The 14,331-nt window shown below is 69.4% G+C and carries 19 protein-coding genes and 1 pseudogene; 12 read left to right on the forward strand and 8 right to left on the reverse strand.

The window, feature by feature from the left end:
* Window positions 1–181 (forward strand): annotated as a pseudogene (locus ACFR9S_RS02025) (hypothetical protein); the annotation flags it as partial.
* Here ACFR9S_RS02025 and ACFR9S_RS02030 read toward each other — a convergent pair.
* Complete coding sequence (locus ACFR9S_RS02030; RefSeq protein ID WP_379731470.1) at window positions 150–536, reverse strand: hypothetical protein; 387 nt, start codon at window positions 534–536, stop codon at window positions 150–152. The pseudogene ACFR9S_RS02025 and the gene ACFR9S_RS02030 overlap by 32 nt on opposite strands.
* Before the next feature lie 104 nt (window positions 537–640).
* Between ACFR9S_RS02030 and ACFR9S_RS02035 the strand changes: the two genes are divergently transcribed.
* Together ACFR9S_RS02035 and ACFR9S_RS02040 are read left to right on the forward strand one after the other, a co-directional pair.
* Window positions 641–1,309 carry an SDR family oxidoreductase gene (locus ACFR9S_RS02035; protein WP_379731469.1) on the forward strand — a complete coding sequence of 223 codons (669 nt, stop codon included), beginning with the start codon at window positions 641–643 and terminating at the stop codon, window positions 1,307–1,309.
* 39 nt (window positions 1,310–1,348) lie between these two features.
* Window positions 1,349–1,594 (forward strand): DUF5816 domain-containing protein, encoded by a 246-nt coding sequence (locus tag ACFR9S_RS02040; RefSeq protein WP_379731468.1) that lies wholly within the window; start codon window positions 1,349–1,351, stop codon window positions 1,592–1,594.
* A 5-nt stretch (window positions 1,595–1,599) separates the two neighbouring features.
* Here the strand turns inward: ACFR9S_RS02040 and ACFR9S_RS02045 are convergent, their stop codons facing one another.
* The gene (locus ACFR9S_RS02045; RefSeq protein WP_379731467.1) at window positions 1,600–1,830 is read right to left on the reverse strand and encodes a hypothetical protein; all 231 of its coding nucleotides are present in this window, start codon (window positions 1,828–1,830) and stop codon (window positions 1,600–1,602) included.
* Window positions 1,831–1,909: 79 nt separating this feature from the next.
* Between ACFR9S_RS02045 and ACFR9S_RS02050 the strand changes: the two genes are divergently transcribed.
* Window positions 1,910–2,188 carry an NUDIX hydrolase gene (locus tag ACFR9S_RS02050; RefSeq protein WP_379731466.1) on the forward strand — a complete coding sequence of 93 codons (279 nt, stop codon included), beginning with the start codon at window positions 1,910–1,912 and terminating at the stop codon, window positions 2,186–2,188.
* A gap of 225 nt (window positions 2,189–2,413) precedes the next feature.
* Window positions 2,414–2,827 (forward strand): EamA family transporter, encoded by a 414-nt coding sequence (locus ACFR9S_RS02055; protein ID WP_379731465.1) that lies wholly within the window; start codon window positions 2,414–2,416, stop codon window positions 2,825–2,827.
* 27 nt (window positions 2,828–2,854) lie between these two features.
* On the opposite strand, the gene ACFR9S_RS02060 is transcribed toward ACFR9S_RS02055, so the two are convergent.
* From ACFR9S_RS02060 to ACFR9S_RS02075, 4 genes are all read right to left on the reverse strand, one after another.
* Window positions 2,855–4,576, reverse strand: a complete 1,722-nt coding sequence (locus tag ACFR9S_RS02060; protein WP_379731464.1) for a glutamate--tRNA ligase — start codon at window positions 4,574–4,576, stop codon at window positions 2,855–2,857.
* A 76-nt stretch (window positions 4,577–4,652) separates the two neighbouring features.
* The gene (locus ACFR9S_RS02065) at window positions 4,653–4,946 is read right to left on the reverse strand and encodes a hypothetical protein (RefSeq protein ID WP_379817963.1); all 294 of its coding nucleotides are present in this window, start codon (window positions 4,944–4,946) and stop codon (window positions 4,653–4,655) included.
* A gap of 39 nt (window positions 4,947–4,985) precedes the next feature.
* Complete coding sequence (locus tag ACFR9S_RS02070) at window positions 4,986–6,449, reverse strand: hypothetical protein (RefSeq protein WP_379817964.1); 1,464 nt, start codon at window positions 6,447–6,449, stop codon at window positions 4,986–4,988.
* Window positions 6,442–7,179, reverse strand: coding sequence for an ABC transporter ATP-binding protein (locus tag ACFR9S_RS02075; RefSeq protein ID WP_379732237.1), 738 nt, complete (start codon window positions 7,177–7,179; stop codon window positions 6,442–6,444). Before ACFR9S_RS02075 ends, ACFR9S_RS02070 begins: the two co-directional genes overlap by 8 nt.
* Before the next feature lie 213 nt (window positions 7,180–7,392).
* Here ACFR9S_RS02075 and ACFR9S_RS02080 point away from each other — a divergent pair, with 213 nt between their 5' ends.
* The 5 genes from ACFR9S_RS02080 to ACFR9S_RS02100 all read left to right on the forward strand — a co-directional run bounded on the left by ACFR9S_RS02080 (window position 7,393) and on the right by ACFR9S_RS02100 (window position 10,445).
* Window positions 7,393–8,358, forward strand: coding sequence for a CPBP family intramembrane glutamic endopeptidase (locus ACFR9S_RS02080; protein WP_379732236.1), 966 nt, complete (start codon window positions 7,393–7,395; stop codon window positions 8,356–8,358).
* Between the two features lie 86 nt (window positions 8,359–8,444).
* Window positions 8,445–8,816, forward strand: coding sequence for a helix-turn-helix domain-containing protein (locus tag ACFR9S_RS02085; protein WP_379732235.1), 372 nt, complete (start codon window positions 8,445–8,447; stop codon window positions 8,814–8,816).
* Complete coding sequence (locus tag ACFR9S_RS02090) at window positions 8,816–9,103, forward strand: hypothetical protein (protein WP_379732234.1); 288 nt, start codon at window positions 8,816–8,818, stop codon at window positions 9,101–9,103. Before ACFR9S_RS02085 ends, ACFR9S_RS02090 begins: the two co-directional genes overlap by 1 nt.
* 79 nt (window positions 9,104–9,182) lie before the next feature.
* A complete protein-coding gene (locus ACFR9S_RS02095) occupies window positions 9,183–9,437 on the forward strand; it encodes a DUF7521 family protein (RefSeq protein ID WP_379732233.1) in 255 nt (84 codons plus the stop codon).
* Window positions 9,438–9,479: 42 nt separating this feature from the next.
* Window positions 9,480–10,445 (forward strand): oxidoreductase, encoded by a 966-nt coding sequence (locus tag ACFR9S_RS02100; RefSeq protein ID WP_379817965.1) that lies wholly within the window; start codon window positions 9,480–9,482, stop codon window positions 10,443–10,445.
* Window positions 10,446–10,493: 48 nt separating this feature from the next.
* Here ACFR9S_RS02100 and ACFR9S_RS02105 read toward each other — a convergent pair whose 3' ends face one another.
* On the reverse strand, window positions 10,494–12,773 hold the full coding sequence (locus ACFR9S_RS02105) for a CDC48 family AAA ATPase (RefSeq protein ID WP_379731782.1): 2,280 nt from the start codon (window positions 12,771–12,773) through the stop codon (window positions 10,494–10,496).
* Window positions 12,770–13,021, reverse strand: coding sequence for a DUF7127 family protein (locus ACFR9S_RS02110; RefSeq protein ID WP_379731781.1), 252 nt, complete (start codon window positions 13,019–13,021; stop codon window positions 12,770–12,772). The genes ACFR9S_RS02105 and ACFR9S_RS02110 overlap by 4 nt, the downstream gene beginning before the upstream one ends.
* Before the next feature lie 173 nt (window positions 13,022–13,194).
* Here ACFR9S_RS02110 and ACFR9S_RS02115 point away from each other — a divergent pair, with 173 nt between their 5' ends.
* Both ACFR9S_RS02115 and ACFR9S_RS02120 read left to right on the forward strand, forming a co-directional pair.
* Window positions 13,195–13,965 carry an alpha/beta fold hydrolase gene (locus ACFR9S_RS02115; protein WP_379731780.1) on the forward strand — a complete coding sequence of 257 codons (771 nt, stop codon included), beginning with the start codon at window positions 13,195–13,197 and terminating at the stop codon, window positions 13,963–13,965.
* Window positions 13,965–14,210 (forward strand): DUF5822 domain-containing protein, encoded by a 246-nt coding sequence (locus tag ACFR9S_RS02120; RefSeq protein ID WP_379731779.1) that lies wholly within the window; start codon window positions 13,965–13,967, stop codon window positions 14,208–14,210. The genes ACFR9S_RS02115 and ACFR9S_RS02120 overlap by 1 nt, the downstream gene beginning before the upstream one ends.
* The last annotated feature ends 121 nt before the right edge of the window (window positions 14,211–14,331 follow it).

Genomic DNA, 14,331 nt, shown 5'->3' on the forward strand with positions numbered 1-14,331 from the left:
AGCTGCCCAGCACCTCAGTGCGGGGACGGCGACCGAGGTGTACATCTACACGACCGACATCGCGGCCGGCGAGGGAACCGAGCTCCGGTGCAACGTCCATGCGCCAACCAGGGGCGCGTGGGGCTTAAAACGGCCGACGCTGGCAGGTCTCAGGCGCTCGCGGTCGCCTCGTCGGCGGTGATCGTCCCCCACGCCAGCAGCCCCATCGAGACCGCCAGCAGCAGCCCCCAGAGGTAGGCGGTCAGCAGCGCCGGCGGGAACACTGCCTCCATCAGCACCGTCGCCGGCAGCAGCCACTGGCCGACGACGAACCCCCAGACGGCGACCTGTCGCTGAGTCCCCGAGAGCGCCGTCCGCTCGATCGCGAACCCGGTCACGACCGCGAGGATCGACAGGATCCCGAAGTGGGCGTGCGCGCCGACGGAGACCGCGGGGAGTCCCGGCCCCATCGGCGAGATCATGTAGGACTGCACGATCCCCCAGAGCATCTGAATCGTCAGTGCGACGTATCCCGAAGCACGCAGGACGCGTGACATGTTCGGGTGAGTGATCCGACACGAGTCACTTAACTCTGCTGGCATATCGGGCGGCCGACACGGTCACGGACACCGCTAAGTCGCCGGCGGCCCACGTCCCGGCCATGGAGAACACGACTGTCGTCGTCACGGGCGCGGGCGGCGCCATCGGCGGCGCGCTGGCCGAGGCGTTCGCCGACGACGGGGCGACGGTGTTCGCGGGCGTCCACGCGGATGAGGGTCAGTTCGCGGACCACGACGGCGTCGAGCCGATGCGCGTCGACGCCCGCGACGAGTTCGACGTCGAGTACCTGATGGAGGACGCCGCCGGGACGGGCGAGATCGACCTCGTGCTCCCTTGCGCGGCGGTGTTCCACGGCGACCCCGGCGAGCAGCGACTCGCCGATGAGGGGTACGCGGCGTTCGACGACGAGTACCGGACCAACGCCCGCGGCGTGTTCGTCGCGATCCGGGAGGCGCTACCCCACCTCGCAGACGACGCGCGGGTGCTCGTCCCGTCCGGTTCGGTCGCGGAGGAGGCGAAATCCGGCTACGGCGGCTACGCGGTGTCGAAAGCCGCCGCGGAGGCCGTGGCGCGGCAGTTCGCCGCCGAGATCGACCAAACCGTCGGTGTCGTCGATCCGGGCGTCGTCGCGAGCGACCTCACGGGCGGGCAGGGGCGCGACCCTGCCGAGGTGGTCGGGCTGTTCCGCTGGGCGGCGACGGAACTCGGGGCGGACGAACTGAACGGCGAGCGCGTCGGACTCGCCGAGTGGAAGCGGGCGACGCGGTAGAGCCGTACGTTCTTCACCCCGCCGCGCGTTGGCCCGGCCATGCAACTGGAGGCCATCCGGACCGCGGAGGGGGAGACGGTCCACGTCGACCGGACCGACGGCGAGAAGGGCTCGAAGGGGGCCTTCTTCGTCGCCTACGTCTCAGAGGCCGGCGAGGAGCGCTGGGGCTTTTTCTGTGGGAACTGCGAGACGACCGACAACGCGGTCGATCCGATGGGCCGGATCGAGTGCAACGTCTGCGGCAACGTCAAGAAGCCGGACGAGTGGGACGCGGCCCACGAGTAGACGGGCTACTGTTCGGTCTCGGGGGCGGCGAATCCGCCGCCGGCGACGATAGCGGCGGCGGCGATGATCGCGGCCCCGAGGACGACGAAGCCGTCACTGGGGCTCAGCCCACCGATTGCCGCCGCCATGTCCACGATGAACACGGTGACGAACAGGCTCAGGATGGCGAACGCGAGCATGACGGCTCCGGCGATCAGCGCACTGGCGAGCGTTCCGAACGTATCGAGTACTCCCATATGGGACACCGATTGTTCCCCCGAGGGAAATACTTGGTCGCCGATAGGGTGAAGGCGTCTCCCTGCCGGGTCGAAAGGGATGGCCGACCCCAGGTACGTCGTCAACGTTGACCCAGTAATCGCCCGCGAGACCCCCGACGGGACCGAGTACCTCGTGATCGTCCGGAGCGAGGACGAGGAGCACGCGCCCGGAATGCTGGGGTTCCCCGGCGGGAAGGTGGCGGCCGGGCCGGGCGAGTCGGACGTGCTCGAAGCGACCGCGAAGCGCGAGGCCCGCGAGGAGGCCGGGGTCGAGATCGAGAACGTCGAGCAGGTCACCAGCACGACGTTCGAACTCGACTACGGGCCGACGGTCTGAACGTCGTCGTCACCGCCGACTACGCCGGCGGCGAGGCCCGCGTCGCCGACCCCGCCGAGGTCGCGGCCGTCGAGTGGTGCAGCGCGGAGTCGGTGATCGACGACGCGGACACGCCGCCGTGGACGGCGGAGTTGTTGGCGGAAGTGGTCGAGTACCGGTCGTAGACCCGAAACGGACCGGCGCCGAGAACGAAGATTTTGTCCGTCCGGTTCGGCTCCCCTCGACGTGATCAGTCTCGCGATCGTGCTCGCGTTCGGCGCGCTGGTGTTGTTCGGCGGGTGGGCGGTGACTGCCGGCGTCGCGACCCGGTCGCTGTCGGCGGTGAACGCCGTCTTCCTCTCCTACGTGGCGAGCATAACCCTCGTCGGCGGCTACGTGCTCTGGATGCGCCGGCCGATCTCCGGCACCGGGACGGACGTGGGGTTCGCGCTGCTGTCGGGGGCGTTTCTCGCGATCGGTTCGATCAGCTTCTACGCCGCGCTCGAGCGGGGAAGCGTCGCGATCGTCTCCGCGATCGCCGCGCTGTACTTCGTGATCCCCGTGATCGTCGGCGTGCTCTACTTCGAGGCCGACCTCAGCGCAGCGAACGTCGCCGGCATCGGGCTGGCGATCGTCGCTGTCGTCCTCATCGCGTCCTGACGGCCGAGAACTGCCGAATGCGACTGACTACGGGTGCGCGAAGTACGCCACCGACTCGCCGTCCTCGTTCTGCTCGTCCACCCGCGCGAAGCCGACGCGCTCGAACTGCACCATCTCGTCCTCGTCGTACTCGGCGTACCCCGGCTCCGCGTGCCCGGTTTCGTCGCCCTCCATCGTCCGCAGTCGTACCGCGACGCTCTCCTCGGCGGGCACCCAGTGGATCACGTCCACGTCGCCGCTTTTCACGACTTCCAGGTCGTCGTCGGTGTGCTCGAAGCCGTCGTCGGTGCGCTTCACGGGGCCGAACCCTTTGAGCCAGACCTTGCCGCCTTCCTCGGGCAGGTCCTCCTCCTCGACGAGCACCGCGTCGCCGACGGGGATGTCGCGGGTCCCGCGGTCCTCGTGGTCGGGGTGCAGCGGCGGATTGGCCACGTCTGGGCCGCCCGAGACCGGGAGTTCGACGCCGTCGCGGACGAAGAACCGACGGTCGGCGTCGTCGTCGATCAGTTCGCGGTTGTTCGAGTAGACGGTGGACATCGCGAGATCCACGTCGGAGGTCGAGAGGCCGAGTTCGAGCATCGCGTCCACGAGCGCCTGCCCGCGGATGCCGCGGCGGCGGACGGAGGCGATAGTCGGCGCGCGGGGGTCGTCCCAGCCCGAGAGCTCGCCGTTCTCGATCTTCTCGATAATGGTCGACGTGCTCATCTTCACGTCGTAGGCGTCGATCTGGACGTGGCCCCAGTGGAGCACTTCGGGGTACTCCCAGTCGAAGTAGTCGTAGACGAACCGCTGGCGCTTCGCGGAGTCCTGCAGGTCGATGCCGCGGATGATGTGGGTGACGCCGGTGAGCTGATCGTCGATGCCGGACTGGAAGTCGAGCATCGGCCAGCAGCGGTACTCCGCGGCTTCCTCACGCGGGTGCGGGGTGTCGACCATCCGGAACGCCACCCAGTCACGCAGCGCGGGGTTCTTGTGCTCGATGTCGGTCTTCACCCGGAGCACCATCTCGCCGGAGGAGTACTCGCCGTCGACCATCGCGTCGAACTCCTCGTGGACGGTTTCGATGTCCTTGTCGCGGTGCGGGCAGGCCTCGGCGTCGTTTTTGAGCTCCGAGAACGTCTCGCCGGAACAGGAGCAGGTGTACGCGCCGCCGGCGTCGATCAGCTTCCGGGCGTACTCGTAGTACGTCTCGACGCGGTCGGAGGCTTTGAGCACCTCGTCGGGCGTGAATCCGAGGTACTCGATGTCGTCGAGGATCGCGTCGTAGGCGTCCAGATCCGGCCGCTTCGTCTCGGGGTCGGTGTCGTCGAACCGGACGATGAAGTGGCCGTCGTAGATCTCCTCGGTGTAGGTGCCCATCACCGACGGCATCCGGGCGTGGCCGAGGTGCCACGGGCCGTTGGGGTTCGGCGCGGCGCGCATCCGGATCTCGTCGTACTCCTCGGCATTCGGGAGATCGGGGAGGATCTGGTCGTCCTCCTCCTCCTCGGCCATCAGCTCCTCGTACAGCGCCTCGTCCAGCTCTTCGAGGCGAGCCTCTTGCTCGTCGGCGTCCATCCCGTTGACTCGCGAGACGACCGGGGCGACGACGCCCGCGATCTGGTCGCCGTGCTGGCGGAAGTCGGGGTTCTCGCCCATCAGCGGCCCCATGATCGGGCCGACCTCGGCGTCGCTGCCGTGTTCGAGCGCGTTGAACAGGGCGTGCTTCTCGGCCTCCCGTTCGACCCGCTCGCGGAGATCCTCGTCCATTGGCGGGAGATACCGGGGCGGTTCGCAAAAAGGGTGTGAATCGGGCGGGGCGCCCGCCGCCCGGTCGCCGTGCCGCTCAGACGATCCCCCGGGCACGAAGCGAGTCGCGGACGAACCGTCGGTAGGCGGCGACGTAGGGCAGCAACAGCAGCGCCGTCACCACGATCAACAGGGCGAACCGACCGTAGCCGCTCGCGACGGCGCCGGCGCCGTCGGCCGCCCGGATGGGCGCCAGCCCCATCGACCGCAGCGGCCCGTCGAGGACGAGCCTGAACGCCGCCCAGAGCCCGACGAACAGGAGGATTCCCGGGACGAACAGCGCGACGAGAAACTCGTTGATGACCGTTCCGGGGTCGTCAGCGTCGAACACGGTTCTGCGCTGGCCCGACGCCGGCAAATGTCTTGGGGGCTACGCCCGGTGGTACGCGCCCCACTTCGAGAGCGAGCGCCGGTAGAGCCACATCCCGACGGCGCCCAACAGCGCACCACCGACGCCCAACCCCACCAACAACGCCGCCGACACCGGCGCGAGCGCGAACGCGACCACGAGGATCGGCACCAGCGGGATCGCGACGGCAGCGCCGAAGGCCGCGTACAGCCCCGTGTCGAACAGGAACTCGTTGGGCGACATGCCGGCGAGGTAGATCGTCAGCCCGAACACGTAGGTGGCGACGCCGACGAGGACGACGGCGCCGACGACGGCCTCCGCGAGCGGCGTCCCGCGCCAGAGCACTCCCAGTGCGTAGAACGCCACTCCGACGGCGGGGCCGAGCAGCAGGAACGCCCGGAGTTTCCCGTGGAACACGGCCTCGGCGTCGAGCGGGTGGGCGAGGTAGCTCTCCACGTCGTCGTTCGTCGTGAGCCAGTTGTACGTCGTGAACCCGGTCAGCCCCAGCACGGCGCCGAAAGAGACGCCGACGGAGGGGGCGACGCCGGTGATCTCCGACGCGAGATCGACCAGTCCGGCGGTCACGCCGAGCAGGATCGCCGCCGAGAACAGCACCTTCCCGAAGCCGCCGGAGCTACGGTGGACGTCCAGCAGCGTCTTCGCCGCCACGGGATCGTCGACGCGAGCGAGCCAGCGGCGGAACTCCGGCCCCACGCTGCGGTCCGCCGACTGGACCTGCGGATCGAACGTCGCGGCGCCGACGGCGTAGGCCGCGAGGATCAACGCGGCGGCGGAGGCGGCGCTGACGAGCCCCGGATCCAGATAGAGTCCGTAGGGCGTGTAGCTGAGCACCGGGACGCCCGTGTACCACGCGGCGGCGGCGCCACCGAGCAGCACGAGCAGCAGCGCACGCCCCGGCAGCCCCGTCGCCGAGAGGCCGACGCCGGCGATCGTGAGTCCGATCCCGAGCACGAACGTGGTGACGAGCGTGACCCACAGCAGCGGGACCGCCCCGAGGCCGACCCCGGCGCCCGCGAGCGCGGCGGGGGCGACGCCGACGGCCATCGGGAGCAGGAACAGCGCGGCGTAGTACACCACGTCCTTGAGGACGAAGATCGCCAGCAGGCGCCCCTGCGAGAGCGGCAGCGTGCGCCCGGAGAACACGAGCAGCGTCACGTCGCCGAGCACGTTCCCCACCGCGTCGCGGCCGACGAAGCCGATCGAGCCGGTGTGGAGGCCGAACACGAGCGCCAGCGCGTGCATCCCCGCGACGACGGCGCCGGGGTCGGTGCCGGTGTAGTCGAGCAGCCAGACCGCCCCCGCCACCAGCGCGACCACGAGCAGCGGGAACGCGCCGAAGCGGCCGCCGCCGAGCAGTTCGCTGTGGAGGCGCCACTCCTCGCGCAGCATCTCGCGGAACACCACCCTGTCGCGCTCCCACCGGCTCGGCTGCTCGCCGCCGGCGGGGTTCGCGCCCTCACTCATCGCCGGCCCACTCCGTCTCGTCGTCGACGTGCTCGACGAACACGTCCAGCAGCGTCTCGTCGGCGGCCAGTTCGCTCGGCACGACTTCGGCGACCAGCTCGCCGGCGTTGACGATCCCCACCCGCGAGCAGAGTTCGGCGGCCACGTCGACGTTGTGAGTGGAGACGACGACGGTGTTGCCCGCCTCGCGGTAGTTCGTGAGGAAGCGCTTGACGCGCTCCTGTACGATGGGATCGAGGTTCGCCAGCGGCTCGTCGATGAACACCACCTCGGGCTCGTGGAGGAATGCACCGGCGATCATCGTCTTCTGTTGCTGCCCACGGGAGAGGTCCGTCGACAGCGTGTCGAGCTTCTCGGCGAAGCTCAGGCGCTCGGCCCACGTCTCAGTCCGCTCGTCGACCGTTCCGTCGGCCATCCCGCGGACGGCGCCGACGAACTGGAAGTACTCCCGCGGCGTCGAGAAGCTCGGCGGCGACTCCTTCTCCGGCAGGATCCCCACCCGTTCGCGCACGCCGACGGGATCGGCCTCGGGGTCGACGCCGAGCACCTCGGCCTCGCCGCTGTCGGCGACGGTCTGACCCGTCAGCACGCTCATCGTCGTCGTTTTCCCCGCCCCGTTGGGGCCGAGCAGCCCGTACAGCTCCCCCGACTCAACCGACAGCGAGAGGCCGTCGAGCGCGGCCACGTCGCCGTAGGACTTCCGCAGGTCGTCGGTCCGGATTACGGTCATGGATTACTGAACGGTTGTTCACCGGGGAGGATAGTTCACTCGGCCCCGATATCGCGACTGAAAACTGCACTACTCAGAGTTCGTCGACGAGCGCCCGCAGCGCGTCACCGTCGCCGGTCGCGCCGTCTTCCCTGATAAATTGTTTGCCGACTTCGCGCCCCACGAAGTCTGTGTCGGGGCGTTTACGGGTGGCTGGCGTACGTTCAGTTGTCCATGACCCGAGACAGTGCGATCCACGATCGCTTCGCCGCCGTCGTCCCCGCGACCCTTCCGACCCGGAAACTGGGCGTCTTCCTCGCTATCGCGTTCGGCCTCCACTGGCTCGCGGCCGGCTACCTCCTCCTCGAGGGCGCCACCGTCGCCGACCGAAACTTCTCGGCGGCCACGTACAACGCCATCATCGTGGCCGCGAGCTTCACCCCCGCCCTCGCCACGCTTCTCACCCGCTGGCTCACCGACGAGGGGCTGGGCGTCGAACAGTTGCTCCTCGTTCCGGATTTCCGGGGCAATTGGCGGACGTACCTCGTCGCGGCTCTCGTCCCGCTCGTGCTGGCGGTGGTCGGCGCAGTCGTCTACTTCGCCGTCTTCCCGGCGTCCCTCGCTGCCGACCCGCTCGCGGCGTACGTGACGGCTGTCGGCGTCGGCGGCCTCGGCATCGGCGTCGGCCTCGCTACCGTCGCCGCGGTGACTCTCGCCAGCCTCGTGCTGGGCGCGGTGATGCTGCTCGGCGAGGAAGTCGGCTGGCGCGCGTACCTCCTGCCGAAGCTCTCGCCGCTGGGGACCAGAACGGCGACGGTCCTTACCGGCGTACTCTGGGGAATCTGGCACTTCCCGTTCATCTACCTCGGCGTGAACTACCCGAACGCGACGTGGCTCGGGATGGCGGCGATAGCGTGGGTCACGACGCTGTACGGGACGTTCCTCGCGTGGACGACCTACCGGACCGGCAGCGTCTGGCCCGCGGCCGTCGGGCACGCGGCGTTCAACACGAGTTCTCGCTGGGGACCCGCAGTCGCCGAGCAGACGCCGAACCTCGCTGTCGGTCCGGGGACCGGCGGCGTCATCGGCGCAGTCGGGTGGCTGGTCGTCGCTGGCTGGCTGTTGGCCCGGTCGTCGGTGTTCAGTCGCGGCGACGCCGGCGCGAGCGAGTCCACGGGGAGCGCCGACCCCGTCGAGTAGCGTCGCCGGTGACACCTGCAGCGACCACCGCGACCCGAACGACCGACCCTGCACGTTTACGGACCTCGACACTACAGATGGGCGCAATGTCCGGTGAGGGGAGCACTGTCGTCGCGATCGACGCCGACGACGCCGACGTCGTCGCGCTGCTCGACGACGAGTACGCACGCGCGACGCTCGTGCTCACCTATCGGGAGGAACTCGCGGCCGACGACATCGCCGAGCGACTCGACGCTGCGCCGTCGACGGTGTACGACCGGCTCTCCCGCCTGACTGACCACGACCTCGTAACCGAACAGCAGCAACTCGACCTCGACGGCCACCACTACAAAACCTACCGCGCACGGCTCGACTGCGTGGTCGCGGAACTGACTGCCGACGGGTTCGAGGTGCGAATCGACCGCGAACCGAGCGACCCCGCGGACCGCCTCACCGCGGCGTTCGACGACCTCCGATGATGCTCCAGATCACTCCCGTCGACGCCGTGCTCGCAGTCGGCTTCCTGCTGTGGGTAGCGCTGCCGCTGGCAGTCGTAGTCGTCGCCGTGCGCGGGTACCGCCGTGGCGACGGGAACAGGACGGCGCTCCGCCTCGCGGCCGGAATCGTGCTCGTGACAGCCGTCCCGACGCTCATGCGACTCGGCTTCGGCGCCGTCGTGCCCGGCGGGTCGTGGGTGCCGCTGCTCGTCCGCTCGACCCAACTCGCCGGACTCCTGATCGTCGTCGGGGTGATGCACGGTGAGTAACCTCCTGCAGGCAGGTGGGCCGGCTAGCGGTCTCGGCGAACTGGTCCCACGGGGTTTGGCCCCGATCGAGTACGCGACGATGGCCGTCACCGTCGCGGTACTGCTACTCGGTGCCTACATCGGCTATCAGGCCTACCGTGGCTACCGGCGTAACGACGACCGTGCGGTGCTGTTCCTGGGCGTCGGTATCGCCCTCGTGACGACGGTCCAGCAGGCCGTCTCGACGCTGACCGTCGTGTTCGTCACTCGGAACGAACTCGTCCCGTTGCTGGCCTTTTTCGGTATCTCGACGGCCGGCCTGCTCTCGATACTCTACGCGTTCACGCGGGCTTGAACCACCGGAACCGTTACCCGGGTCCTGACCGACCGTTCAGCCATGAGTTGGGATCGGTCGTCGATGCCCGAGCAGACCGACAGCACCGTCGTCGTCACCGGCGCGAACAGCGGGCTCGGCTACGAGGCCACCGAGGCGTTCGCGGGCCACGGCGCGGACGTGGTGCTGGCCTGCCGGAGCCTCGACCGGGCCGAGGCCGCCGCCGAGGAAATCCGGGCGACGCTCGCCGACGGTCCCGCGTGGGCGTCGGCGCCCGACGCGGGATCGCTGACCGTGATGGAACTGGATCTCGCGGATCTGGACTCCGTCGCGCGCTTCGCCGACAGTTTCCGGGAGAACTTCGACGACCTGCACGTTCTCTGTAACAACGCCGGCGTGATGGCGGTCCCCCGCGGGGAGACCGCGGACGGGTTCGAGCGACAGTTCGGCATCAACCACCTCGGCCACTTCGCGCTCACGGGCCACCTGCTCGACGACCTCCGGGAAACGGCGGGCGAGACCAGAGTGGTCACCCAGAGCAGCGGCGTCCACGAGCAGGGCGAGATCGACTTCGACGACCTCCAGCGCGAGCGGTCCTACGACAAGTGGGGCGCCTACGCTCAGAGCAAGCTGGCGAACCTCCTCTTCGCCTACGAACTGGATCGCCGGCTCGACGCCGTCGGCGCCGACACCGTCAGCGTCGGCTGCCACCCCGGGTTCGCCGACACGAACCTCCAGTTCCGCGGCCCGGAGGAGTCGGGGTCGCGGCTGCGGCTGTTGGCGATGAAGGCGGCCAACGCCCTGCTCGCGCAGTCGGCCGAGCAGGGCGCGCTCCCGATGCTGTACGCGGCGACGGCTGACGACGTGGCGGGCGGCGAGTACGTCGGCCCCGGCGGCCTGATGAACATGCGCGGCGCCCCGGAGAAACAGGAGTCCAGCCCGGCGTCGTACGACGAGGAGACCGCGGCACGGCTCTGGGACGTATCCGAGAATCTGACCGGCGTCGAGTACGATCTGCCCGAGGCGTAGCTCCCCGTCGAAAACCCGGAAAAGCGGTCTACGGCGTTCGCGACGCCGTTACTGGAACGTCGGCGCGGCGGGCTCCTGCTCCTCGGCAGGCTCGCTGCGCTTGAAGCGCTGTTCGATCTCCTCGTACTGCTCTTTGGTCTCCTCGGTCACCGAGGGGACCACCTCGTCCAGCGCCTCCTCGAAGTGGGCCATCGTCACGCGGACGTTGCCCACGCTCTCGGCGGCCTCCTCGGGGTCGACGCTGTTGATGAACTCCCGGGTGGCGTTCATCGACGCCTCGCGGGCCAGCGCCTCGAGGTCGGCGCCGACGTAGTTGTCGGTGCGGGCCGCGATGTCGTCGAGGTCCACGTCGTCGGCCAGCGGCTTGTCCCGCGTGTGGACGTCGAGGATCTTGCGGCGCGCGTCCTCGTCGGGCACGGGGACGTGGACGTGGCGGTCCAGCCGGCCGGGCCGGATCAGCGCGCTGTCGATCAGGTCCGGGCGGTTCGTGGTCGCGACGACCACCACGTCCTCCAGCTCCTCGAGCCCGTCGAGCTCCGTCAGCAGCTGGGAGACGACGCGTTCGCCCACGCCGGAGTCGCCGGTGTTCTGGCCGCGTTCGGCCGCGATGGCGTCGATCTCGTCGAAGAACACCACCGTGGGGGCGTTCTCGCGGGCCTTGCTGAAGATCTCGCGGACGCCCTTCTCGGACTCGCCGACGTACTTGTCCAGCAGCTCAGGCCCCTTCACCGAGATGAAGTTGCTCTCGGCCTCGTTGGCGACGGCCTTCGCGAGCAGCGTCTTCCCGGTGCCCGGCGGGCCGTACAGCAGCACGCCCTTCGCGCTGTCGACGTCCATCTGCTCGAACACCTCGGGGTAGTCGAGCGGCCACTGGATCGTCTCGCGCAGTCGCTCCTTGGTGCCCTCGAGGCCGCCGACGTCGTTCCAGGTGATGTCCGGGACCTCGACGAACACCTCGCGCAGGGCGCTGGGCTCGATGCCCCGCAGCGCCTTCTTGAAGTCGTCCTCGGTCACGTCCAGCCGCTCCAGCGTCTCGGCGTCGATCTCGTCGGCCTCGAGGTCGAGTTCGGGACGGAACCGCCGGAGCGCGATCATCGCCGACTCCTTCGCCAGCGACTCGAGGTCCGCGCCGACGAACCCGTGGGTGTTCTCCGCGAGCGCCTCGATATCCACGTCGTCGGCCAGCGGCATGTTGCGCGTGTGGACCTGCAGGATCTCCTCGCGGCCGTGGGTGTCCGGCACGCCGACCTCGATCTCGCGGTCGAAGCGGCCGCCGCGGCGCAGCGCGGGGTCGATGGCGTCGACGCGGTTGGTCGCGCCGATCACGACGATCTCGCCGCGCTCCTCCAGCCCGTCCATCAGGCTGAGGAGCTGGGCCACCACGCGGCGCTCCACGTCGCCGCCGGCCTCGTCACGCGCGGGGGCGATGGAGTCCAGCTCGTCCATGAAGATGATCGCGGGACTCTGCTCCTGGGCCTCCTCGAACACCTCGCGGAGCTGCTCCTCGGACTCCCCGTAGTACTTCGACATGATCTCGGGGCCGGAGATGGTGTGGAACGAGGCGTCGATCTCGTTCGCGACGGCCTTCGCGATCAGCGTCTTCCCGGTGCCCGGCGGGCCGTGCAGCAGCACGCCCTTCGGGGGTTCGATCCCCAGCCGGCTGAACAGCTCGGGGTGGCGCATCGGGAGCTCGATCATCTCCCGGACCTGTTCGAGCTCGTCGTCGAGGCCGCCGATGTCCTCGTAGGCCACGTCGGGACCCTCGGTGGCCGAGCCGCCGGCGCCGGACGCGCCGCCGCGCTCCTCGCGGATCTGCTCGGCGGGCTGCTGGCTGATCTCCACCTCGGTGGAGTCGGTGATCACGACCGTCCCGCTGGGGTCGGTCTCGGCGATCTTCAGGGGCACCGCCTGTCCCTGCCCGCCCATCAGGCCGAAGCCCAGCGGAAGCTGGACGTCCTGCCCGGTGGTGACGGGCTGGCCCGACAGCTCCTTGCGGACGAGGCTGCCGATGTCGCCGCGGATCCCCATGTTCTGGGGGAGCGCCACGGTGACGCTGTCGGCGGGGTTCACGTCGGCGGCCTCGACCTCCACGCGGTCGTCGATGCCGACGCTGGCCTCCTGTCGCAGCCGGCCGTCGATACGCACGACGCCCGTGCCGTCGTCCTCGGGGTAGCCCGGCCAGACGCGGGCGATCGCGGCGCCCTGCTGGCCCTCGATGCGGATGAAGTCGCCCCCGGAGAGATCCATCTCGTCGGCGGCGACGCGGTCGACCGCCGCCAGCCGGCGGCCGGCGTCCTTCTGCTTCAGCGGCTTGACCGTGAGCTTCATTTCGCCACCTCCACGGTCAGCACGCCGTTGTTGACGGTCGTCTCACGCGCCTCCCCCGGGAGTTCGAACTCGCGTTCGGTAACCGTGCCGTCCGCCGCCTCGACCACGACGATGGCGGTCTCGCCGACCGTGTCGACGGCGACCTCCCCCTCGGCGTCGGCGAGATCGATCGCGACCACGAGAGTGTCGTCGTACTCGTAGACCCGACCGAACTCCTCGTCACTGATACTGCGTTGGTGAGTGGTCATTAGCTAACTCCAAGTAATCGTCGTATCTATTTAAATCTGTCGCCAGAAAACCGCACGACTGCGCCGGGGTGTCCGATTACGGGTGAGGTAGCGGTTCGGACCGACCCCGCTCCTCTCGAGTCCGGCGGCCCGCGGTCCCGCGGATTTATGCTCGCCGCGAGTGACACGACAGTATGAAGCGGGTTTCGCACCACGGTCGGGGGATCTCGTACCGTCGTTCGGCGCGGACCGACGACGGGCCGGGGCTGCTCTGTGTTCACGGGAGCGGCGGGAGCGCGGGCGTCTGGAAGTCCCAGTCCCGGCTGTCCGACCGGACGCCGGTGACGGCGCTGGACCTGAGCGACCACGGCGAGAGCGGGTCGCTGACCGCACAGCCGGGGTACGAGGCGCTGTCGGGCTACGCCGACGACGTTGTCGCCGTCGCCGAGGAGACGGGCGACCGCGTGCTCTGTGGCAACTCTCTCGGCGGCGCGGTGGCGATGCTCGTCGCGCTGGATCGGGGCCTCGATCTCGACGGCCTCGTGCTCGCGGGGACGGGTGCACGCCTGCCCGTGCTCGACGACCTGCTCGTCTGGCTGGAGTCGGAGTTCGACCGCGCGGTGGAGTTCCTCCACGGCTCGGACCGGCTGTTCCACGACCCCGACGACGAACTGGTCGAGATCAGCGAAGCGGCGATGCGCGAGACCGGGCAGGCGGTCACCGCCCGGGACTTCCGGAGCTGTCACAGCTTCGACGTGCGCGACCGGCTCGACGAGATCGACGTCCCGACGCTGGCGGTCGTCGGCGAGCACGACAAGCTCACGCCGCCGCACTACCACGAGGCGCTGGCGGCGTCGATCCCCGACTGCGAACTCGCGACGATCGACGACGCCGCCCACCTGGCGATGCTCGAACAGCCCGCGGCGTTCAACAGCACGCTGGAGTCGTTCCTCGACCGGATCTGATGCCCGAACGCGTCGCCACGACCGACCCCGACGGCGTCGATTTCGGCTGGGTGATGCAGGTGACGTTCGTGCTGACGATCGTCGTCGGCGCGCCGGTGGTGGCGCTGCTGTCGACGCAGGTCGCGCTCCCGGACTGGGGGTCGCGGGTCTCCTTCGCGGTCCGCGTGGGCGCGCCGGTGTGGGTCATGACGGGAATCTGCGTGTACCTGTACGCGCGGTGGCAGCAGTCGGACGATTCTGCGTAGTTGGTTTCTCGAAGGGTTTCGACGGGGACTGTGACAGCGACCGCGACGGCAACAGCACCTCGGTCGTTGACCACTTGCGACCGCACCGCCCCGCACAGCCCACGAACCTCCCCAGCCGACT

This window comes from Halolamina salina (assembly GCF_042678005.1).
GTDB lineage: Archaea > Halobacteriota > Halobacteria > Halobacteriales > Haloferacaceae > Halolamina > Halolamina salina.